At 69.0% G+C, this 18,935-nt stretch carries 20 protein-coding genes; 15 read left to right on the plus strand and 5 right to left on the minus strand.

The window, feature by feature from the left end; genetic code table 11:
• Positions 1 to 25 precede the first annotated feature (25 nt).
• Positions 26 to 1,258: a D-alanyl-D-alanine carboxypeptidase family protein gene (locus tag ABNQ40_RS08480; RefSeq protein ID WP_391346236.1), complete on the plus strand. Its 1,233-nt coding sequence runs from the start codon at positions 26 to 28 to the stop codon at positions 1,256 to 1,258.
• Between the two features lie 16 nt (positions 1,259 to 1,274).
• Here the strand turns inward: ABNQ40_RS08480 and ABNQ40_RS08485 are convergent, their stop codons facing one another.
• Together ABNQ40_RS08485 and ABNQ40_RS08490 are read right to left on the minus strand one after the other, a co-directional pair.
• The gene (locus tag ABNQ40_RS08485; protein WP_109047021.1) at positions 1,275 to 3,551 is read right to left on the minus strand and encodes a hybrid sensor histidine kinase/response regulator; all 2,277 of its coding nucleotides are present in this window, start codon (positions 3,549 to 3,551) and stop codon (positions 1,275 to 1,277) included.
• A gap of 254 nt (positions 3,552 to 3,805) precedes the next feature.
• Positions 3,806 to 4,252, minus strand: coding sequence for a helix-turn-helix domain-containing protein (locus tag ABNQ40_RS08490; protein WP_109047088.1), 447 nt, complete (start codon positions 4,250 to 4,252; stop codon positions 3,806 to 3,808).
• A gap of 196 nt (positions 4,253 to 4,448) precedes the next feature.
• Here ABNQ40_RS08490 and ABNQ40_RS08495 point away from each other — a divergent pair, with 196 nt between their 5' ends.
• From ABNQ40_RS08495 to ABNQ40_RS08515, 5 genes are all read left to right on the plus strand, one after another.
• Complete coding sequence (locus tag ABNQ40_RS08495; protein WP_199235190.1) at positions 4,449 to 6,620, plus strand: heavy metal translocating P-type ATPase; 2,172 nt, start codon at positions 4,449 to 4,451, stop codon at positions 6,618 to 6,620.
• Between the two features lie 40 nt (positions 6,621 to 6,660).
• A complete protein-coding gene (locus ABNQ40_RS08500) occupies positions 6,661 to 7,140 on the plus strand; it encodes a DUF411 domain-containing protein (RefSeq protein WP_109047019.1) in 480 nt (159 codons plus the stop codon).
• Between the two features lie 90 nt (positions 7,141 to 7,230).
• Positions 7,231 to 7,506, plus strand: coding sequence for a metal-sensing transcriptional repressor (locus ABNQ40_RS08505; RefSeq protein WP_391346274.1), 276 nt, complete (start codon positions 7,231 to 7,233; stop codon positions 7,504 to 7,506).
• 10 nt (positions 7,507 to 7,516) lie between these two features.
• Positions 7,517 to 8,389, plus strand: a complete 873-nt coding sequence (locus tag ABNQ40_RS08510) for a nickel/cobalt efflux transporter (RefSeq protein WP_109047017.1) — start codon at positions 7,517 to 7,519, stop codon at positions 8,387 to 8,389.
• A 12-nt stretch (positions 8,390 to 8,401) separates the two neighbouring features.
• On the plus strand, positions 8,402 to 8,791 hold the full coding sequence (locus ABNQ40_RS08515; RefSeq protein WP_109047016.1) for a YkvA family protein: 390 nt from the start codon (positions 8,402 to 8,404) through the stop codon (positions 8,789 to 8,791).
• Positions 8,792 to 8,802: 11 nt separating this feature from the next.
• On the opposite strand, the gene ABNQ40_RS08520 is transcribed toward ABNQ40_RS08515, so the two are convergent.
• Both ABNQ40_RS08520 and ABNQ40_RS08525 read right to left on the minus strand, forming a co-directional pair.
• A complete protein-coding gene (locus ABNQ40_RS08520) occupies positions 8,803 to 9,345 on the minus strand; it encodes an HAD-IIIA family hydrolase (RefSeq protein ID WP_109047015.1) in 543 nt (180 codons plus the stop codon).
• Between the two features lie 133 nt (positions 9,346 to 9,478).
• A complete protein-coding gene (locus ABNQ40_RS08525; RefSeq protein ID WP_109047014.1) occupies positions 9,479 to 9,967 on the minus strand; it encodes a response regulator in 489 nt (162 codons plus the stop codon).
• A gap of 193 nt (positions 9,968 to 10,160) precedes the next feature.
• Here ABNQ40_RS08525 and ABNQ40_RS08530 point away from each other — a divergent pair, with 193 nt between their 5' ends.
• Positions 10,161 to 11,354, plus strand: coding sequence for a helix-turn-helix transcriptional regulator (locus ABNQ40_RS08530; protein WP_109047013.1), 1,194 nt, complete (start codon positions 10,161 to 10,163; stop codon positions 11,352 to 11,354).
• Between the two features lie 309 nt (positions 11,355 to 11,663).
• Here ABNQ40_RS08530 and aqpZ read toward each other — a convergent pair whose 3' ends face one another.
• Complete coding sequence (aqpZ, locus tag ABNQ40_RS08535; RefSeq protein WP_109047012.1) at positions 11,664 to 12,404, minus strand: aquaporin Z; 741 nt, start codon at positions 12,402 to 12,404, stop codon at positions 11,664 to 11,666.
• Between the two features lie 366 nt (positions 12,405 to 12,770).
• Between aqpZ and ABNQ40_RS08540 the strand changes: the two genes are divergently transcribed.
• From ABNQ40_RS08540 to ABNQ40_RS08575, 8 genes are all read left to right on the plus strand, one after another.
• Positions 12,771 to 14,468, plus strand: coding sequence for a diguanylate cyclase (locus ABNQ40_RS08540; protein ID WP_247879442.1), 1,698 nt, complete (start codon positions 12,771 to 12,773; stop codon positions 14,466 to 14,468).
• Between the two features lie 255 nt (positions 14,469 to 14,723).
• The gene (locus tag ABNQ40_RS08545; RefSeq protein WP_109047011.1) at positions 14,724 to 15,098 is read left to right on the plus strand and encodes a minor capsid protein; all 375 of its coding nucleotides are present in this window, start codon (positions 14,724 to 14,726) and stop codon (positions 15,096 to 15,098) included.
• 16 nt (positions 15,099 to 15,114) lie between these two features.
• Positions 15,115 to 15,636 (plus strand): hypothetical protein, encoded by a 522-nt coding sequence (locus tag ABNQ40_RS08550; RefSeq protein ID WP_109047010.1) that lies wholly within the window; start codon positions 15,115 to 15,117, stop codon positions 15,634 to 15,636.
• Between the two features lie 84 nt (positions 15,637 to 15,720).
• Positions 15,721 to 16,080 (plus strand): hypothetical protein, encoded by a 360-nt coding sequence (locus ABNQ40_RS08555; protein ID WP_109047009.1) that lies wholly within the window; start codon positions 15,721 to 15,723, stop codon positions 16,078 to 16,080.
• A 59-nt stretch (positions 16,081 to 16,139) separates the two neighbouring features.
• The gene (locus ABNQ40_RS08560; protein WP_247879441.1) at positions 16,140 to 16,400 is read left to right on the plus strand and encodes a hypothetical protein; all 261 of its coding nucleotides are present in this window, start codon (positions 16,140 to 16,142) and stop codon (positions 16,398 to 16,400) included.
• A 15-nt stretch (positions 16,401 to 16,415) separates the two neighbouring features.
• Positions 16,416 to 17,732 carry a hypothetical protein gene (locus ABNQ40_RS08565; protein WP_109047008.1) on the plus strand — a complete coding sequence of 439 codons (1,317 nt, stop codon included), beginning with the start codon at positions 16,416 to 16,418 and terminating at the stop codon, positions 17,730 to 17,732.
• A gap of 3 nt (positions 17,733 to 17,735) precedes the next feature.
• Positions 17,736 to 18,125: a phage tail protein gene (locus ABNQ40_RS08570; RefSeq protein ID WP_109047007.1), complete on the plus strand. Its 390-nt coding sequence runs from the start codon at positions 17,736 to 17,738 to the stop codon at positions 18,123 to 18,125.
• A gap of 60 nt (positions 18,126 to 18,185) precedes the next feature.
• Complete coding sequence (locus ABNQ40_RS08575) at positions 18,186 to 18,929, plus strand: phage minor tail protein L (protein ID WP_109047006.1); 744 nt, start codon at positions 18,186 to 18,188, stop codon at positions 18,927 to 18,929.
• The last annotated feature ends 6 nt before the right edge of the window (positions 18,930 to 18,935 follow it).

Consider the following 18,935-nt stretch of genomic DNA (forward strand, 5'->3'; position numbering starts at 1 on the left):
CCGGCATCTAGGGAGACCTGAGACGATGCACCCGCTCGCCCGCGTCTCGACGCTGCTGCTCTCCCTGACCGTTCTCACGGTTCTGGTCGCGGTCCTGCTGACGCCCTTGCCGGCCTTGGCCAAGCGCTCGGCGAAAAAGACCTCCGGTCCGGTCGCCGCGGAGATCCTGATGGACGCCGGCAGCGGCAAAGTCATCCAGGGGCGCAATGCCGACACCCTGACCTATCCGGCATCACTGACGAAGATGATGACGCTGATGCTGACCTTCGAGGCGCTGGAGCGCGGCTCGCTGCGGCTGGACCAGAGCCTCGTGGTGTCGCAGCATGCCGCGTCGATGCCGCCGTCGCGGCTGTGGCTGGCCCCCGGCAGCACCATCACGGTGGAGCAGGCGATCCTGGCGCTGGTCACCCGCTCGGCCAACGACGTCGCGGTGGTGCTGGGCGAGGCGCTGGGCGGCAGCGAGACGGCCTTCGCCGCCAAGATGACCGCCCGTGCCCACGCGCTCGGCATGCGCCGCACGGTCTTCCGCAACGCATCGGGCCTGCCCGACCGGCTGCAGCGGACGACGGCGCGCGACATGGCGATCCTGTCCCGCGCGCTGATCCGCGGCCACGCCCGCCATTACGCCTATTTCCAGCGCCGCAGCTTCGACTGGCAGGGCGACACGGTCTATGGCCACAACCGCCTGATGGCGCGCTACCCCGGCATGGACGGCATCAAGACCGGCTATATCGCCGCCTCTGGCTTCAACCTCGCCGCCTCGGCGGTGCGGGACGGCCGCCGCCTGATCGCGGTGGTGATGGGCGGCCACAGCGCCAACTCCCGCGACGACCGGGTTGCCGACCTGCTGGATGCCGGCTTCAAGCGCCCGACCAGCCCGGCCAGGCCGGCGCCCGTGCAGCCGGATCTTCTGATCACCAAGAACAGCGCCTCGATCGCCCAGCGCAGCACGGCGGTGAGCGTGGGCGCCCCCGCGGTGAAGCCGCCCCCCGCTGCGAAATCCACCGGCGGCCCTTCCACCGGTGGTCCCTGGTCTATCCAGGTCGGCGCCTTCGCCAGCCAAGCCGCCGCACAGAGCATCGCCCGCGCCACGGCCAAGCGCCTGGGCGCCCTTGCCGCCGGCACCAGCCCTGCGGTCGTGCGTTCCGGCGGCCTTTACAAGGCCCGGCTGACCGGCTTTGCCGCGACGAAGGCCGATGCGGCCTGCACCGCCCTGAAGACGGCCGGGAAGGGCTGCTTCGCGCTTCAGGACCGGTGAGGCTCCGCCTGCGACGTCAGCACCCGACGTCAGCACCCATGGCGGCGCGGGGGTCCTGCAGTGCCGTCCTGATATGACCGATCAGGGCCGATGGCGGGATGGGTTTGGACAGGATGCGGATGCCGGGCTCGCGCCCCAGATCCTGCAGCACCGCCTTCTCGGCATAGCCGGTGACGATCAGGACCGGCAGTCCGGGGCGGCGGCGGCGGACGAGGCGGGTCAGGTCGGCACCGGTCATGCCGGGCATGGCGAAATCGGTGACCAGCACGCCGATGCCCTCGTCCGCTTCCAGCAAAGCCAGGGCCTCCTCGCCGCTGGCGGCCTCCGACACCATGAGGCCGGCCTCGTCCAGCACCGCCGCATTCGCCATGCGCACCAGGGCGTCGTCCTCGACCAGCAGGATGCGCAGGGCGGCGGACGGCACAGGCAGGGGTTCGGTTCCGGTCGAGGCCGCCGGGCTGCCGGGCGCGTCCACCCTGCTTCCCGGCCTGATTTCTGCCCTGATTTCTGCCGGGCTTTCCGCCGGAGCGTGGGGCAGGTACAGCGTCACCGCGGTGCCCAGGCCGGGATGGCTTTCCAGCCGGATGCCGCCGCCGGACTGGGCGGTCAGGCCATGCACCATGCTCAGCCCCAGCCCGCTGCCCTGCCCGACCGGTTTGGTGGTGAAGAAGGGATCGCAGGCCCGCGCCAGAACGTCGGGCGGCATGCCGGCCCCGCTGTCGCGCACGGTCACGGCGACATAGCCGCCGGGCGCCAGGGCGGGGGAAGCCTCCTCGCACGCCATCCCCGCCTGTAGGCTGGCGATGGGCAGGCTGCTGACGGTGACGGTCAGGGTGCCGCCGTCCGGCATGGCGTCGCGGGCGTTGATGGCAAGGTTTAGCAGGGCGATGTCGAACTGATGGGGATCGACCAGCGCCGGCGGCACATCGGCGTCGCGGTCGATGCGGATGCGGATGGCGCCGCCCAGCGTGCGTTCCAGCAGCGTCGCCATCCCCCCCACCTGGGCGCCGAGATCGACCGGCGCCGGTGCCAGCCGTTGGCGGCGGGCGAAGGCCAGCAGATGCTGGGTCAGGGTGGCGCCGCGGTCGACCGCCTGGCTCGCGACCTCCAGGGCCCGGCGGCTCTCCGCCCCGCGCAGCTCGCCGCCCGCCTCCAGCATGTGCAGGCTGGAGCGCACCGCCTGAAGCAGATTGTTGAAGTCGTGGGCGACGCCGCCGGTCAGCTGGCCCAACGCCTCCATCTTCTGCAATTGGCGGACATGCTCCTCCGCCTCGTCGCGGGCCTCCACCGCCTGCCGCCGCTCGCCGAGCGCGCGGTTGGCGGTCTCGTAGGCCAGGAACTGGCGGGCCATCGCCCACAGCATCAGGGCGAGCGCCACCGCACTGACCAGCCCGGCGGCGGCGATGACGACCGCCTGACTCTCCCAGCGCGCCAGAATCTCCCCGCGCGTCCGGCTGACCGCGACGACCAGCGGGTAGTTGCGAAGCTGCTGGACCGACAGGATGCGGTCCTCGCCGTCGATCGAACTTTTCAGGGTGGTCGCGGCGATGCCGGACTGGGAGAGCTGACTGTCGATGATCGGGTCGGTGGCGACGGTCCCGATCCTGTCCGGCGTCGGTGGGAAGCGCGCCAGCAGCATGCCATCGCGCCACCACAGGCTGAAGCCGCTGCCCGGCGTCACATGGAGGCTGCGGTAGAACTGCTCGAAATAGGACAGGCGGATGACCCCGACGACCAGCCCGGCCAGCCTGCCGTCCGGGTCGTTCACGCGCCGCGCGATGTAGAGCGTCCATTCCCGGGTGACCAGGCTCTGCGTCGGCCGGCTGAGATAGGCGCGTCCCGGATCGGCATCCTTGAGCGCCAGATAATAGTCGCGCTGGGACAGGTCGAGCACCGGGGCCGGGAACTGGCGGGTGAAATTGACCAGGGTGCCGTCGGCGGCGATCAGGCTCAGTGCCTCCATCTGCGGCAGGCTCGACGCCTTGGCCTTCAGGATTTCGTAGACCTGCCGGTCCGTCCGCAGCTGGCTGAAGGCTTCGGGGCTGCGCCGGTTCTCAAGCGGGATCTGCTCGGCGATCCCGCTGACGGTCAGGTCGATCCCTTCGATGGTGCGCGCCGTCTGCTCGGCCAGCGAGGCGTTGAGCGTGCGCAGGCCCAGCATCGCCTCGGTCACCGTCTCGCCATGCAGCCGGTCCAGGACCATCGCGGTGCCGCCGCACAGCACCGCCAGCAGGCCAATGCCGAGCGCCCCGATTCGCTGGAGCGGGCGGTTTTCCTTCAGAAGCCGCAGCATGACGCCCGCTTCCGGTCCGCCTTTGCCGCCGCTCCCCCACTCATCTCCGAGCCTGCTCCCTCTATCGTCGCCATGGCGATCCGATCCTCCTGCAGGCCACCCTGTGGCGCCTGCCGGAGTTACGGAAGGTTTCGACACTGCATGAGTTTGACTATAAGCCCCGTGGCCCGCCGGGCAACCGGTTACAGGTCATAGCGCGCGTCCGCCCGCTGCGGCGCTTCGTCCCGGCCGGGGTTTTCAGCGCAGCCAGGGTTTCAGTGCCGGTCGTGCAGGCAGTGGGCGTGATCGGCCAGCACCTCGATCACGTGGCAGCTGCGCACCTGATCCTGGGCGCAACCCTCCACCATCCGCCGCACCTCGTCGCGCAGAGCTTCCAGTCGGGCGATCCGGGACTCGATCTCGGCCAGATGGGTGCGGGCCAGCAGGTCGGCTTCCCGGCAGGGCTGGCCCGGATCGTCGGCCATGGCCAGCAGCTGGCGGATCGCCTCCACCTCGAACCCCAGCTCGCGGGCATGGCGGATGAAGCGCAGGCGGCGGACCGACCCGCCGTCGTACGTGCGGCGGTTGCTGCCGGTGCGCGGCGCTTCCGGCAGCAGGCCGATGCTCTCGTAGTAGCGGATGGTCGGGATCTTCACGCCGGTCTGCTTGGCGAGCGCCCCGATGGTCAGGGGCGATGGCGGGGTGGCGGGCAGGCTGGACATGGTCGGCATTTCCCTCTTGATCCTCCAGTCACTGGAGGATCTAGGCTTTGGAAGAGCTGCCGGCAACGGCCATGATCGAGGAGCTTCTTCCATGCACGGACCGATTTCCGACTCCATTCCCGATCCCCTGGCCGATCCTCTGGCCGGAACGCAGGCCGGCACCGCCCTGCGCACCAGCCGCTACCGGGTTTCCGGCATGGATTGCGGCTCCTGCGCCGCCAAGATCGAAACGGCGCTGCGCCGGGTGCCGGGGATCCATGAGGTGCGGGTGTCGGTGCCCGCTGGGACGGTGACCGTCTCGCATGAGAGCATGCTGGGCGCCGATGCGGTGGTCCGTCCGCTGACGACCCTCGGTTACGGCGCCACCCCTGCCGATCCGGTGGTGGAGGCCGGACCGTCAAACTGCGGCGGGGGCTGCTGCGGGGCCGAGGCCCAACCGCATTCTCACGCTCACTCCCACTCCCATGATCATTCCCACAGCCATTCCCACGGCCACGACGATGCGTCCGAAGCGCCCTGGTGGCGGGGCCGCAAGGCTCGGCTGACCCTGGCGGCCGGTGCGGCCCTGGCCGCCGCGACGGCGCTGGGACTGCTGGTGCCGGCGGCGGAGCCCTGGGCCTTTCCGCTGGCGCTGCTGGTCGGGCTGGTTCCGGTCGCCCGCCGCGCCCTGGCGGCGGCACGGGCCGGAACCCCCTTTTCCATCGAGATGCTGATGACGGTCGCCGCCATCGGCGCGCTTTTGATCGGCGCGGTGGAGGAGGCGGCGACGGTTCTGGTCCTCTTCCTGGTCGGCGAACTGCTGGAGGGGGTGGCGGCTGGTCGGGCGCGGGCCGGCATCCGTGGCCTGACCGCGCTGGTTCCTGACACGGCGTTGCTGGAACAGGACGGCGGCGCCCCGCACTCCGTTCCCGCCGCCGGGCTGGCAGTCGGCTCGGTCATCCTGGTGCGGCCGGGCGACCGGGTGGCGGCCGACGGCATTGTGCTGTCCGGCCGCAGCGCGGTCGACGAGTCTCCCGTCACCGGCGAAAGCGTGCCGAAGCCGAAGGCCGAAGGCGACGAGGTCTTCGCCGGCACCATCAACGCTGACGGCGCGCTGCGCGTCCGCGTCACCGCCGCGGCGCGCGACAACACCATCGCCCGCATCGTCCAACTGGTGGAGGAGGCGCAGGCGAGCAAGGCTCCGACCGAGCGGTTGATCGACCGCTTCGCCCGCTTCTACACGCCGGGCATCGTGGGGGTGGCGGCGCTGGTCGCCGTGGTGCCGCCGCTGCTTTCCGGCGGCGATTGGACGGAGTGGATCTACCGCGCCCTGGCGGTGCTGCTGATCGGCTGCCCTTGCGCGCTGGTGATCTCCACCCCGGCGGCCATCGCCGCCGGCCTGTCGAACGGCGCGCGGCGCGGGCTGCTGCTGAAGGGCGGTGCCGTGCTGGAGGCGTTGGGCCGCATCACCACCGTCGCCTTCGACAAGACCGGCACCCTGACGGAAGGCAAGCCCCGCGTCACCGACCTGATCCCCTTGCTGGGCAGCGAGGCGGAGTTGCTGACCGATGCCGCGGCGCTGGAGGCCGGATCGAGCCATCCGCTGGCCCGCGCCATTTTGGCCGCGGCGGCCGAGCGCGGCATCGCCCCGCCGGCGGCCGGCGAGGTCACCGCCCTTCCCGGTGCCGGCCTGACTGGCAAAGTGGATGGCCGCCTGGTCGCCCTGTTGTCGCCCCAGGCCGTGGCATCGTCGCTGAGCGCGGTACAGGCGGATCGGGCCGCCGCCTTCGCCGAGGCGGGCAAGACGGTCTCGGTCCTGCTGGTGGACGGCATCCCCGCCGGATTGATCGCCATGCGCGACGAGCCGCGCCCCGATGCCCGCAGCGGGATCGCGGCGCTGGAGCGCGCCGGCATCCGCTCGCTGATGGTGACCGGCGACAATGCCCGCACCGCCGGGGCGGTCGCCGGGATGCTGGGCATGGCGGCGCATGCCGAACTGCTGCCGGACGACAAGCTGCGCATCGTCCGCGATCTCCAGGCCAGGGGGCAGCGGGTGGCGAAGGTCGGCGACGGCATCAACGACGCCCCGGCGCTCGCCGCCGCCGATGTCGGCATCGCGATGGGCGGCGGCACCGACGTGGCGCTGGAGACGGCCGATGCCGCCATCCTGCACGGCCGGGTCGGCGACGTGGCGGCGCTGGTGGCGCTGTCGCGCCGCACCATGGCCAACATACGTCAAAACATCGCACTGGCTCTGGGCTTGAAGGCGGTCTTCCTGCTTACCACCGTGCTTGGTGTCACCGGGCTGTGGCCCGCGATCCTGGCGGACACCGGCGCCACCGTGCTGGTCACCGCCAACGCCCTGCGCCTTCTGTCCGTCCGCCCGTGAGCGTGATGGACAAGGCATTGATTCTGTTAGGAGAGGTTCTATGAACATGACACGGCGGACGATGATGCGGGGGGCGGCGCTCGCCGTCCTGGCGCTCGGCCTCGGGTCCGTGGGGCTGCCGGGCATGGTCCGCGCCGCCGTCCCGACCGGCAACGCGGCGGTGGAGGTCTGGAAGGCGGCGAGCTGCGAATGCTGCGAAGGCTGGGTGCGGCACATGCGCGCGGCCGGCTTCGACGTCACCGTCCACACCGTCGACGACGTGACGCCGATGAAGCGGATGGCCGGCGTGCCGGACGATCTCGCCTCCTGCCACACGGCGCGGGTCGGCGGCTATGTGCTGGAAGGCCATGTGCCGGCCGCGGACGTGACGCGGCTGCTGGCCGAACGGCCGCAGGCCCGCGGGCTGGCGGTCCCCGGCATGCCGCAGGACGCCCCCGGCATGGATATGGCCAGCGGCCAGCCCTATCAGGTCATGCTGTTCGGTGCCGCCGGCGGCCCGCAGGTCTTCGCCCGCCACTGATCGCCTTGCCGGACCGGGGTGGCGGGCGAAGCGCCATCCCGGCCGGGGAAGAGCTTGTCTTTGACTCTATCCCCTCCAGGGGGATAGGATCTGAACATGAGCAAGCACCACTCCCATCCCGACATCGTCAAGCGCCTGAAGCGTGCCGACGGTCACCTGCGCGGCATCATCGAGATGATCGAGGCCGAACGCCCCTGCCTGGACATCGCGCAGCAGCTCCACGCGGTGGAAAGCGCCGTGCGCGAGGCCAAGAAGGTGCTGATCCACGACCATCTCGACCATTGCCTGGACGCCGCGGTCGATGCCGGACCGGAGGAGTCCCGCCGCTCCGTCGCCGAGTTCAAGGCGATCACCAAATACCTCTAAGGGGGCTGGAATGCCGGATTTCGCTGCCCTGTTGCAGCAGGGAACCGGGCAGGCCTGGCTGTTCGTTCCCAGCGCCATCCTGCTGGGCGCCCTGCATGGGCTGGAGCCCGGCCATTCGAAGACCATGATGGCCGCCTTCATCGTCGCCATCCGCGGCACGGTGTTGCAGGCGGTCCTGCTGGGGCTGGCGGCGACGGCTTCGCACACGCTGGTGGTGTGGGTGGTGGCGCTAGCCGGACTGCAACTGGGCCAGGGCTGGGACGCTGCGACGACCGAACCCTATTTCCAGGTCGCCTCGGCGGTGCTGATCGTCGGGGTGGCGTTGTGGATGATGGCGCGGACATGGCAGGAGCAGCATTCCCATCACCATCATGACGGCCATCACCACGATCATGAGCACGACCATGATCGCGGCCATCATCATGGTCACCACCACCATCATGACGACGAGCCGGAGGATGCGCACGCGCGGACGCATGCCGAGGAAATCCGCCGCCGCTTTGACGGCCGGCCGGTCACCACCGGCCAGATCGTCCTGTTCGGCCTGACCGGCGGCCTGATCCCCTGCCCCGCCGCCATCACCGTCCTGCTGCTGTGCCTGCAATTGAAGGAGGTCGCCCTGGGCGGTGTGCTGGTGCTGTGCTTCAGCATCGGGCTGGCGCTGACCCTGATGTCGGCCGGCGTGGTCGCGGCGCTGGGGATGCGCCATGCCGAGCGCCGCTGGTCCGGCGCCTTCGGCCGCATCGCCCGCCAAGCCCCCTATGTCTCCGGCGCTTTGATCCTGGCGGTCGGGCTTTACGTCGGTCTGCACGGGCTGTCGGGGCTGGGATACCATCTCGCCGGCTCGCCCTCCCTTTCCTCCGTCGTCCAGCGGGCGGGATAGGCCGGACAGATCATGCTCTCGGCGGCAAAGAGATGGGCGTGTGCGATCAAGCGCGACGTGCTGGCGATCTATCTGGCGGCGCGCGACCCGCGCATCCCCTGGGGCGTCCGGGCCCTGGCGATGGCGGTCGCCGCCTATGCGCTGAGCCCGATCGACCTGATCCCCGACTTCATCCCGGTGCTGGGCTATCTGGACGACCTGCTGATCGTGCCGCTCGGCATCCTGCTGGTCGTCCAACTGATCCCGCCGGAGCTTCTGGCCGAACACCGGGCCGCTGCGGCGCGCCGGTCCGCCCGGCCGGTCAGCGTCGCCGCCGCTGGGGTCATGGTCGCCCTCTGGCTGGCGGCGGGCATCCTGCTGTGGCGGTGGCTGTCGCCGTCGTTCGAAGGCTGGCTGGCCTAGCCGTTACGCTCTCACGCCATCCTCGTCAGGATCCCGGCCACGACAGCGTCGAGGTCGCCACCGCGGTAGAGCGTTCCCTCGATGCCCGCCCGCTGTGCCGCCTGCACGTCGGTGTCGCGGTCGCCGATCAGGAAGCTGCCCTTCGGCTCCACCGGCCATTCGGCCATCGCCTGCAGCAGCATCCCCGGCTCCGGCTTGCGGCAGTTGCAGTCGGTGCGGTAGGGCGGCTCGCCATGATCGGGATGGTGCGGGCAGTGATAGAAGGCGTCGACATGGGCGCCAACGGCGCGCAACTCCTGCTGCATCCAGCGATGCAGGGTGCGGACATGCTCCTCGCTGTACAGGCCACGGGCGACCCCGCCTTGGTTGGTGACGACGAAGACCAGGAAGCCGGCGTCGTTCAGCCGCTTCACCGCCTCCCTGGCTCCCGGCATCCAGGTGATCTGGTCGGGACGGTGGGCGAAGCCGATGTCTTCGTTCAGCACGCCGTCGCGGTCGAAGAAGGCAGCCTTGCGGCGTCCGGCATTCCGTGCTTGGGGGGATGTGTCGGGCATGATGGCGGCGGGGCTCTTAAGGGGCGGTGGGGTTGAGAAGCCGCTTGGGCAGCATCGTTGTCAACCCGGATGCCACTTTCCCAAACAAATGGCATGTCTTCATGAAAACATGTGGTGAGACCATGCTATTGTCTTATCCCCGTTCGATGCGACGGACGCAGCCGAGCAGCAATTCCTCCAGATTGAGCGGCGGCATGTCGATGTGGATGGCTTCGAAGCCGCGGTTCCGCGCCCGGACCATCAGGTCGTGATTGGCCGCGGCGATGGACAGTAGGACAGGGCGGACGGCACTGCGCATCGCGGTCAGCCGGTCGAAGACGGATGGCCACGGCCCTCCGGCTTCCCGGCGCTCCGGTCCGGTCTCCCCCAGCACGATCAAGTCGGGAACAATGGGACTGGACAAGGCGGCAGGAGACTGCGCCAGCAGAGCCAGCCCTTCCTCCATCGTGCCGCCCGCCACGACCTCCCAGCCCAGCGTCTCCAGGTAAAGCCGCAGCCCCTCGCGCAGCAACGGATTGCGGTCGGCGACCAGGACCCAGCGCACCCGGCCTCCGGTCGCCCAGTGCTGCGGCGATGGGCCGGCATGATCCATTCGGCCGTCATCGATCATGGACGCGGTCATGGGGGCGTGCTCCGGTTCGAAGGCTCCTGTCTGCGGCAGGGATTCTGTCCGGTGACTTTTGAGGAAAATTTCGGGGATCGCATCCTCCACATGACGGAGGAGGCGTTCGGATGATGGTCATATGCAACCGATGGCGCTTGAGCGCGCGACGTTGTCTACGGGAAATTGATCGGAAACGGAGGATTTCCCTGTAGTGGACGCTGCTGACCAGCTGATCGAGGACATCTACGACGCGGTGACCTTCCCGGAGCGCTGGGGAGGCGTCCTGAAGCGGCTCTGCGCCTTGACCGATGCGACGCACGGCTTCCTGTTCACCGCCGCCCCCCGCCATGACAGCCTGACCGCCGCGTTGTGGGCCCGCCACAACATCACGGACAGGCAACTGGCCGACTACACCACGCATTTCCGCCACCGCGATGTCTGGGCGAACGCCGCGGCGGCGCGCGGTCTGCTGAACCGCTGCGCCGTCCGCCGCGGCGAGGAGCTGGTGCCGGATGCGGTTCTGCGGCGCTCGGCCTTCTTCAACGAGCTGCTGCGGGATCACGGCATGGGCCGGCTGTGCGCACTCACCCTGTCCGACGGCGGCGAGCTTTCGTCGGTGCAGCCGGTGCTGAGTCTCCATCGGCCCCCCGACGCTTCCCCCTTTCCCGACGAGACGGTCCGGCTCCTTCAGGACTGCGCCCCGCATCTCCAGCGGGCGATGCGGCTGCGCGTCCGGTTGCTGGCAGGCCGGGACGGCCGGGAGGAGGCCCGCTGGAGCGGCCGCGCCATCGACCGGCTGCCGATGGGGGTCGCCCTGCTCGATGCCGCCGGGCGGGTCGCCGGCCTGAACCGGGCCGGGCAGGCGATGATCGATGGGCGGGACGGCCTGCGGCTTGTGCAGGGGCGGTTGCAGGCCGAACAGGGGGGCGAGGCGCGCCGGCTTGCCCATCTGCTGGAGGCTGCGGTGTCGTCGGGCGGAAAGGGGGCGTCGGCGCGCCGGGGGGATGCGGCCGATCTCCGGGTGTCGCGTCCCTCCGGCCGGGCGCCCTATCTGCTGAGCGTTCTGCCGTTGTCGCCCGAGGCTGCTGGGCCGTTCGACGATGCGGATGGTGGGGGCGGCGGTGCGCGCATCCGGGCGATGGTCTACATCGTCGATCCGGCCGCGGTGGCGCCGGGGCTGGGGAGGCGGCTGGGCGCCCTGTTCGGCCTGACGGCGGTGGAGGCCGGCCTCGTCGCCGACCTGCTGGCCGACCTGACCCCGGCCGAGGTCGGCGAGCGTCGCGGCGTGGCGATCAGCACGGTGCGCAGCCAGCTGCGCAGCGTCTTCGCCAAGACCGGAACCACCCGCCAGAGCGAGCTGATGAATCTGGTGAACCGCTGTCTTATGCTGCCGGAAGAGCCGTGATTGCCGCAGCCGTGACGGTCAAGGCAGTGCCGACATCACCAGGAGGCCGAGATAGATGCCGATGAACAGGCCCAGCACGATGCCGTAATCGGCCTCCGTCATCGGGTTGGAATCAGGGTCGAACTGCCGCATGAATACGCCTTCTGCGCCGTTGGTCCTGCCTGAATAACAATGGACAGCGGCGGAGCGTTGCGACATCGGCGTGGCATAGGGCGCGCGCCACGGGAGGCGGGCCATTCCGGGACCGGATCCCTGCGAACCGGTCCCGTCTGCGATAAGGGCGGCGATAAGGATCGTCTTGCGCCCGCTTCAGGTGGAGCTTTCCGCCTGCCCGGTGATGGCGGGCTTCGCCGGCATCTCCTCGGCAAGGGCGCGGTAGGCCAGCCCGCCCGCAAGGCCGCCGGCCAGCGGGGCGAGCCAGAACAGCCAGAGCTGCTGAAGCGCCCACCCGCCGACAACCAGGGCCGGACCGGTGCTGCGCGCCGGGTTCACCGAGGTGTTGGTGACCGGGATGCTGATCAGGTGGATCAGAACGAGCGCCATGCCGATGGCCAGCGGCGCGAAGCCGGCAGGCGCCCGCCGGTCGGTGGACCCCAGGATCACCAGCACGAAGAAGAAGGTCAGCACCAGTTCGATCGCCAGGGCCGAGGTGATGCTGTACTGGCCGGGCGAATGCGCGTCGTACCCGTTGGCGGCGAGGCCGTTGACGGCCAGGCTGTAATCGGCCTTCCCGGTGGCGATGACATAGAGGACCAGGGCCGCCGCGAAGGCGCCGACCAGCTGGGCCAGCACATAGGGCAGGATGTCCTTGGCCGGGAACCGCCCGCCGGCCCACAGCCCGAACGTGACCGCCGGGTTCAGGTGGCAGCCGGAGATGTGGCCGATGGAATAGGCCATGGTCAGGACGGTGAGGCCGAAGGCGAGCGACACGCCGAGCAATCCGATCCCGACCTGCGGAAAGGCGGCGGCGAGGACGGCACTGCCGCAGCCGCCGAAGACCAGCCAGAATGTCCCGAGAAACTCAGCGGAGCTGCGCCTAATCATACCCATGCCAACCTCCCACTGCTGTCAGGGTTGCCGAAGGCCGGCGGATGCCGGTGCGCAGACGAGGATAAATCCACTCCCACGGGAGAGAGTTCGCGCGTTCGGGCAGGGGGATGTGGCAGAAGAACAGGGTGGGTGGACCAACCGGATCGGGATATCGCCCACGGGTCCGATGCCCTGCCGAACCTTCATCCCATGGAGCCCTTGAATGGACGGGGCACGTCTCCTTGCCGGAATGCAAGCCGGCCCTTTCCCCCACCCTGCGACAACGCTTTGTTTAAGCTTGATTCCCTATAGAATTGATTGCCAGGATATGCAGCATGTTCTCTGGCCGTTCGACCGATCCCGGGCGATCGATGGGGGGAGTTCGCAATGGCGGAGCAGGGTGAGCGCGACATGGACGGCGAGGCATCCGCCGATCCCAGGCCGGGCGCTTTCCCCCTGTGGCCGGGCGACGGCAGCGTGTGCGGCATGGATGGAGCCGGCGTGCTGGACGCGCTGTTCTCCACCAACGCCGCCCCCATCCTGCTGATCGATCCCGGACGCGACGGCGCCATCGTCGATGCCAACCCGCGGGCCGCCGTCTTTTACGGCCACAGCCGGGACCGGCTGCGCAGCCTTCATGTCTGGGACATCAACCAGCTCGGGCGGGCGATCCTGCCGGCGATGCGCGAGATCGCGTCCTGGGAGGGCGGCCATTACCCGCAGCGTTTCCACCATCGTCTGGCCGACGGGTCGGTGCGCGATGTCCAGGTCTATGCCGGCCCCATCCACCTCGGCGGGCGCAAGCTTCTGCTGTGCATCATCCACGACATCACCGCCGTGATCGAGGCCGAGCAGTTCAATCGCCTGCTGCTGGAGAACGTGCAGGTCGGGGTGTGCGGAATCGACCGCTCGGGTGCCGTCACCTTCGTCAATCCCACCGCCACCCGCGCCTTCGGCTTCCGCCACGAAAGCGAGCTGATTCGCAGCCATATCGGACGCTTCCTGTTTCCTGCTTCTTCCCGCGCCGCAGCCGATGGGAGGGGTACGCCCCATCCGGTGTTCCGGGTTGCGGAGGCCGGAGAGCCGGTGCGCGACATCGAGACGGTGCTGTACCGCGGCGACGGCACGTCCTTTCCCGTACGCCTGACCGCCAGCCCGATCCGCAACAATGACGGGATCGTCGGCGTGGTCATCAGCTTCTTCGACCTGACGGAGGAGCGCGAGCGGGAAGCCCAGGCGAGCGATCTCGCCAATGCTCTTCCGGGTGCGGTGTTCCAGGCTGAACTCCATCCCGGCGGAGGCTTGCGCGCGACCTATTTCAGCACCGCCGCAGCCTCCCTGTTCGGCGTGCGGCCGGATGCCGACCTGACTGCCGCGCGGACTCTGGCGCCTGTGATGGCGATGAAGGGGTGGGCGCGGGTCCGGCACGGCCTGCGGCAGGCCGGCCGGGCGGGCCGGGTCTGGGAAGGCGAGATGGAGATCGCCGGCGGACGCTGGGTGCTGGGCCGCGCCCAGCCGCGCCGCCGGAGCGACGGCACCGTGCTGTTCAACGGAGTGCTGCTGGACATCACCGACCGCAAGGGCCTGGAGGCGGAGTTGCAACAGGCGGCGATGCACGATCCGCTGACCGGGGTGTGGAACCGCCGGCGCTTCCAGCAGGCGGTGGGCGAGGCCGCGGCCAGGCTCGAGCGGTACGGGCGCCCCTATATCCTGTCGTTGATGGACATCGACCATTTCAAGCGCTTCAACGACACGCATGGGCATCAGGCGGGCGACGATGCCCTGCGCGTGGTCGCCGCCACCTTGTCGGACCGGCTGCGCCGCTCGGACGCGTTGGCGCGCTGGGGGGGCGAGGAATTCGCCCTGCTGCTGACCGAGACCGACCTGCCCTCCGCCCTGGGCGTTCTCGAAGCTCTGCGGCAGAGGGTGAGCGCGCAGCGGATGGCGTGCGGCAGGGCGGTCACCATCAGCATCGGCGTCGGCCAGGCCAGGGCCGGCGAGGATATCGACAGCCTGCTCCAGCGCGTCGATGCCGCGCTGTACAAGGCGAAAGCCGCCGGCAGAAACCGCGTCGAACAAGCCTGAGCGGCGGGATCGGTCTGTCCTGCCGGGGCATGCCGTGGAGCGGACGGACCGGGCTTCGCTGACCGTCCAAGGGGAAAATCCACGTCACCCCCTTGTTCTGGAAAGCTTTTCCAAAAACATATGGCGCCTGCCCACGCGGTAAGATAATCATCCGTTTAAAGGAATTATGTCCTTTGAACGGATGAAGGTCCAATGGGACGAATGCCCTCCCGCCATTCGCCTCCCCCCTGACCGTCTTATCGGAGTCCCGACGCCATGCTGCTGCACGCATTGCTCAAACACGTCGAAGCCGAAGGGCTGGGAACCGAAGGAGGGTCCCTGTTCCTTGGCCGGGCGCCGCAGGACACCGCCACCGGATCGGTCTTCCTGCCGAGGGGCGGGACCCGCCGCGACTATGCGCAAGGCCTTCGCCGGCTGTCCTTCCAGGTCCGCACCCATGATCCCGACTATCTCGCCGGGGAGGCCCGCGCCCTGGCGATCGCCGACGCCCTGACCCTGCGGGCGGTCCCCGCCGGTGGCTGTTTCGTCATCTCGTGCCTGCCCCAGCACGAGCCGCTGATGCCCCACGACGAGGCGGCAAGCACCTTCACCTTCATCGTCAACTACCGCGCCGACTGGCGTGTCGCCTGATTAGGAGATTGTACCTATGGCTATCACCACCGAAGACATCGCCCTCGGCATCTGCGACATCACCTTCGACGGCATCGATCTCGGCTCGACCAAGGGCGGCGTCGAAGTGACCGTCAAGACCACGAACTATCAGGTCAAGGCCGACCAGATGGGCGAGACCCCCATCAAGGACGTCATCACCGGCACCGAGGTGTCGGTCAAGGTGCCGATGCTGGAAACCAACCTGACCAAGCTGCTGGCGGTGATGCCGCAGGCGGTCGGCGTCGGCGCGGCCGGTGCCGAGGTCGGGGTCGAGATCCGCTCCGGCGTCAACATCGACCTGCTTGCCATCGCCGCCCCGCTGAAGCTGCACCCCACCGCCCTGCCCGCCTCCACCACCAAGGACGATTTCGTCGCCTTCAAGGCCGCGCCGCTGCCCAACTTCACCTTCAAGTACGAGAACGGCGGCGAGCGCGTCTACGAGGTCACCTTCAGCTGCTATCCGGACGGCACCGCCGGCAACCGCATCGCCGCCTTCGGCGCCCCCGTCGCCGCCTGACCGCGATGGTCAACGGCCGCGGGGGCTTTCGTCCCCGTGGCCGCCCTCGCGGACCTTGCCTGCCACCAGCGACCGGGACCCTCCATGCCCCAGCCCACCATCCTGAACCTTGATGAGTTCCGCATTTCCCGCAGCGTCGTCATCGGCGGGCGCGAGCGCATCCTGAAGAACATGACCGTCGAACAGTTCCTGCAAGCCGGGGACATCGAGCGGAAGCTTGAGGAGGCCGGCAGCGAGCGGGCGCAGATCCCGATCCTGGTCGATGTGATCGCCGGCCATCTCGAGGACACCCCGCGCGAGGAGATCCTCGGCCTCGATCTGGGTCAGCTTCTGGTCCTGCTGGCCTTCATCCGCGGGATCGATCCGGCGGGAGACGGCCAACCGGAGGAACGCCAGCCGGGGGAGCCGCGGGCGGGCAAGCGGGGGAGCCGTCGGGCCCGCTGAGCAGGCTCGACTTCGCCTACTGCTTCGCCCGCGTCAGCCGCTTCTACGGCATCGACCCGTTGCGCCTGCTGGCGCTGCCGGTGCGGATGTTCTGGACCCTGTTCAACGAGATCGACCGGCTGCGCGCGGAAGAGATGGCCGACTGGCTGCCCGTGCATCTGACGGCGGCCGGCGTCGGCGCCCGCGAACTGCACGACCGGCTGCGCCAGCGGGTCGGCACGCCGTTCGCCTTCGCCGACCGGCCCGATGGCGGCCGGGCGGATGGGGAGCCGGGCCTGACCGAGAAGGCCAGAACCAGACTGCGTGCCCGCTTCGGCTAACAGAAAGGGAAGACCATGGCTGAAAACGCCGCCGGCCCAGTCGAAAAACTGGTGATCGAAAGCCAGAATTTCACGATCTCCATCAAACGCCTGGATGGAACCATCAGTAATCTTACGGTGCAAACCGATTCCCAAATGGATAATTTGCATCGGCAAATCGATGAGATGCATAAGGCTGCTGAAGAGCTGATTACACCGCACGAAGTGGCCGGCCGTATCGCAGCATCCTACAGCGCGGCGGGACCTCTTGCCCAAGAGCAGACCGATGCGAAGGCTGCGCAGGGCGCTCCGTCGGACGCACCCGCGCAGAAGACAGACGAGGCCGCCAAGAAGTACAATCAGGTGATGGGCTCTGCCTCGCGTCCGCTTGGCGAACGTGTGAAGGCCAGCTTCGGCGACGGCGTGCAAAGCCTGCTCGGCGGTTGGAGCGACGGCGTGCTGAGCGTCGTGACCGGTAAGCAGCAAATCGGTCCCGCCTTTCAGAAGCTGTTCACCACCATGCGGAACCAGCTGCGGGATTTCCTCGTGAAGTCGATTGCGGAGCAGACCGGCGCCGGGCTGCTCAACGTGCTGGGCTTCAAGACCAGCATCCCCGAAAGCGGCAAATCCGCTGCGAAGGCCGGCGATCCGTCGGCATCCGCCCAAACGGACAAGAAGGACGAAGCCAAAGCATCCTCCGACACGTCCGCGAATGGAAATGGGGCAGCTGGTGGCGGATCGGCCGGCACCGGCAACGGACTTTTCAATTTCATAGACTCTCTCTTCACCTCCGACAGCCTGCTCGGCACCATCTGGTCGAAGGTATCCTCGCTTTTCAAATCGGATGGGCTGCTCGGCGGCCTGATGTCCAGCATCTCCGGCCTCTTTTCCTCACTGCTCAAACCCGAAGGGCCGCTGGGCGGCATCCTATCGGGCGTCGCCAGCTTCATTTCGGCGCTCTTCCACACCGGCGGCATCGTCGGTGAAACCGGCCGGCCGGGGCGGATGGTGTCCGCCGGGCTGTTCGCCGGCGCTCCCCGCTTCCACACCGGCGGTCTGGTGGCGGGCGAGGTCCCGATCATCGCCCGCAAGGGCGAGGCCGTCTTTACGCCGGAACAAATGACGAACGCTGACCGCCTGATCCAGGCGGCGCAGGATGGCGGCCCTGCGGTGACCCAGTCGGTGACGGTGAATGTCGCCGGCGGCTCCACCGGCGACCGCGAGCAGGACAAGGCGCTCGCCGAGCGGATCGGCGCGTCGGTCAAGGAGCAGCTGCGCGCGATGATGGGCAACGAGCTGCGCCAGCAGATGCGGCCCGGCGGCATGCTGAACAACATGAGCTACGGAGGCTGAACGATGGCCGGCGAAACCACGAGCCAGAACACCACGAGCCAGAACGGCGTCCCGGTCTTCCTGCCGCCCTGTCCGCCGGTGACCGGCAGCACCATCGAGCCGGAGGTGAAGGTGCTGACCGCCGGTTTCGGCGACGGCTACACCCAGCGGGCGCCCGACGGCATCCACAACATCCGCGACCAGTATTCGCTGAGCTGGGAGTATCTCGACACCGATCAGGCGCGGGCGATCGAGGAGTTCCTGCGGGCCCGGCGGGGTGCGGAAAGCTTCCTGTGGAAGCCGCCCGGCGAACCCGACCGCCGGCGCTGGATCTGCAGCAAATGGAAGCGCACCCGCACCCATTACCTGTTCTCCAGCATCTCCGCGACCTTCGTCGAGGTCTTCGACCTCTGACCCCGCGCGGCCGCTTCGCTCCCTTCGACGGCGGGGGCGGCGCCCATCCAAGGAATCCCCATGAGCCAGACCAACATCCCCAAATGGGATGAACGGCCGGCGCTTGCCGCCGCCGCCCAGTCGCCCGATCCCGGTGCCTATGTGACGCTGTTCACGCTGGACCTGACCATGTATCCCGGCGGCACGATCCATCACTTCACGCCCTCGGGCAGCGGCGGCGAGCCGGTCCTGTTCGGCGGCATCGCCTATGTCCCGGTCGAGATGGAGACCGAAGGGTTCGAATGGACGGCGACCGGGGCGCTGCCGACGCCGCGCCTGCGCATCGCCAACATCAACCGCCAAATCTCGGCGCTGATCTACCAGTTCTCCGACCTGCTCGGCGCCAAGGTCAGGCGGCTGCGCACCTTCGACCGCTATCTCGACGGCCGGGTGGGGGCCGACCCGCTCGCCTTCTTTCCGCCCGACCTCTACCGGATCGAGCGCAAGAGCGCCCACACCGCCACCCATGTCGAGTTCGAGCTGTCGGCGGCCATCGACCAGGAGGGGGCGATGCTCCCCGGCCGGCAGGTGCTGCGCGACGGCTGCACCCGCCGCTACCGCCATTGGACCGGATCGGGATGGTCGGCCGAAGAGGTCGATTGCCCCTATTCCGGCGGCCTCTGCTTCACCGCGACCGGCGAGCCCACCGATCCGGCGAGGGATGCCTGCGGCAAGCGGCTGGCCGACTGCCGCCTGCGCTATCCCAACTCGACCGATCTCCTGCCTTTCGGCGGCTTTCCCGGCGTCTCCCGGATCCGGGTCTGATGCGGG

This window comes from Azospirillum sp. A23, assembly GCF_042938965.1.
Classification (GTDB): domain Bacteria; phylum Pseudomonadota; class Alphaproteobacteria; order Azospirillales; family Azospirillaceae; genus Azospirillum; species Azospirillum melinis.

What these genes read in the sequence shown, in the direction of transcription:
- ABNQ40_RS08490 (WP_109047088.1), bottom strand. Translation starts at nt 4,252, where the DNA reads ATGTCCAGCCTGCCCGCCACCCCGCCATCGCCCCTGACCATCGGGGCG.
- ABNQ40_RS08485 (WP_109047021.1), bottom strand. Translation starts at nt 3,551, where the DNA reads ATGCTGCGGCTTCTGAAGGAAAACCGCCCGCTCCAGCGAATCGGGGCG.
- ABNQ40_RS08545 (WP_109047011.1), top strand. Translation starts at nt 14,724, where the DNA reads ATGCTGCTGCACGCATTGCTCAAACACGTCGAAGCCGAAGGGCTGGGA.
- ABNQ40_RS08525 (WP_109047014.1), bottom strand. Translation starts at nt 9,967, where the DNA reads ATGACCGCGTCCATGATCGATGACGGCCGAATGGATCATGCCGGCCCA.
- ABNQ40_RS08520 (WP_109047015.1), bottom strand. Translation starts at nt 9,345, where the DNA reads ATGCCCGACACATCCCCCCAAGCACGGAATGCCGGACGCCGCAAGGCT.
- ABNQ40_RS08565 (WP_109047008.1), top strand. Translation starts at nt 16,416, where the DNA reads ATGGCTGAAAACGCCGCCGGCCCAGTCGAAAAACTGGTGATCGAAAGC.
- ABNQ40_RS08570 (WP_109047007.1), top strand. Translation starts at nt 17,736, where the DNA reads ATGGCCGGCGAAACCACGAGCCAGAACACCACGAGCCAGAACGGCGTC.
- ABNQ40_RS08515 (WP_109047016.1), top strand. Translation starts at nt 8,402, where the DNA reads ATGCTCTCGGCGGCAAAGAGATGGGCGTGTGCGATCAAGCGCGACGTG.
- ABNQ40_RS08575 (WP_109047006.1), top strand. Translation starts at nt 18,186, where the DNA reads ATGAGCCAGACCAACATCCCCAAATGGGATGAACGGCCGGCGCTTGCC.
- ABNQ40_RS08480 (WP_391346236.1), top strand. Translation starts at nt 26, where the DNA reads ATGCACCCGCTCGCCCGCGTCTCGACGCTGCTGCTCTCCCTGACCGTT.
- aqpZ (WP_109047012.1), bottom strand. Translation starts at nt 12,404, where the DNA reads ATGGGTATGATTAGGCGCAGCTCCGCTGAGTTTCTCGGGACATTCTGG.
- ABNQ40_RS08550 (WP_109047010.1), top strand. Translation starts at nt 15,115, where the DNA reads ATGGCTATCACCACCGAAGACATCGCCCTCGGCATCTGCGACATCACC.
- ABNQ40_RS08555 (WP_109047009.1), top strand. Translation starts at nt 15,721, where the DNA reads ATGCCCCAGCCCACCATCCTGAACCTTGATGAGTTCCGCATTTCCCGC.
- ABNQ40_RS08495 (WP_199235190.1), top strand. Translation starts at nt 4,449, where the DNA reads ATGGATTGCGGCTCCTGCGCCGCCAAGATCGAAACGGCGCTGCGCCGG.
- ABNQ40_RS08500 (WP_109047019.1), top strand. Translation starts at nt 6,661, where the DNA reads ATGAACATGACACGGCGGACGATGATGCGGGGGGCGGCGCTCGCCGTC.
- ABNQ40_RS08510 (WP_109047017.1), top strand. Translation starts at nt 7,517, where the DNA reads ATGCCGGATTTCGCTGCCCTGTTGCAGCAGGGAACCGGGCAGGCCTGG.
- ABNQ40_RS08540 (WP_247879442.1), top strand. Translation starts at nt 12,771, where the DNA reads ATGGCGGAGCAGGGTGAGCGCGACATGGACGGCGAGGCATCCGCCGAT.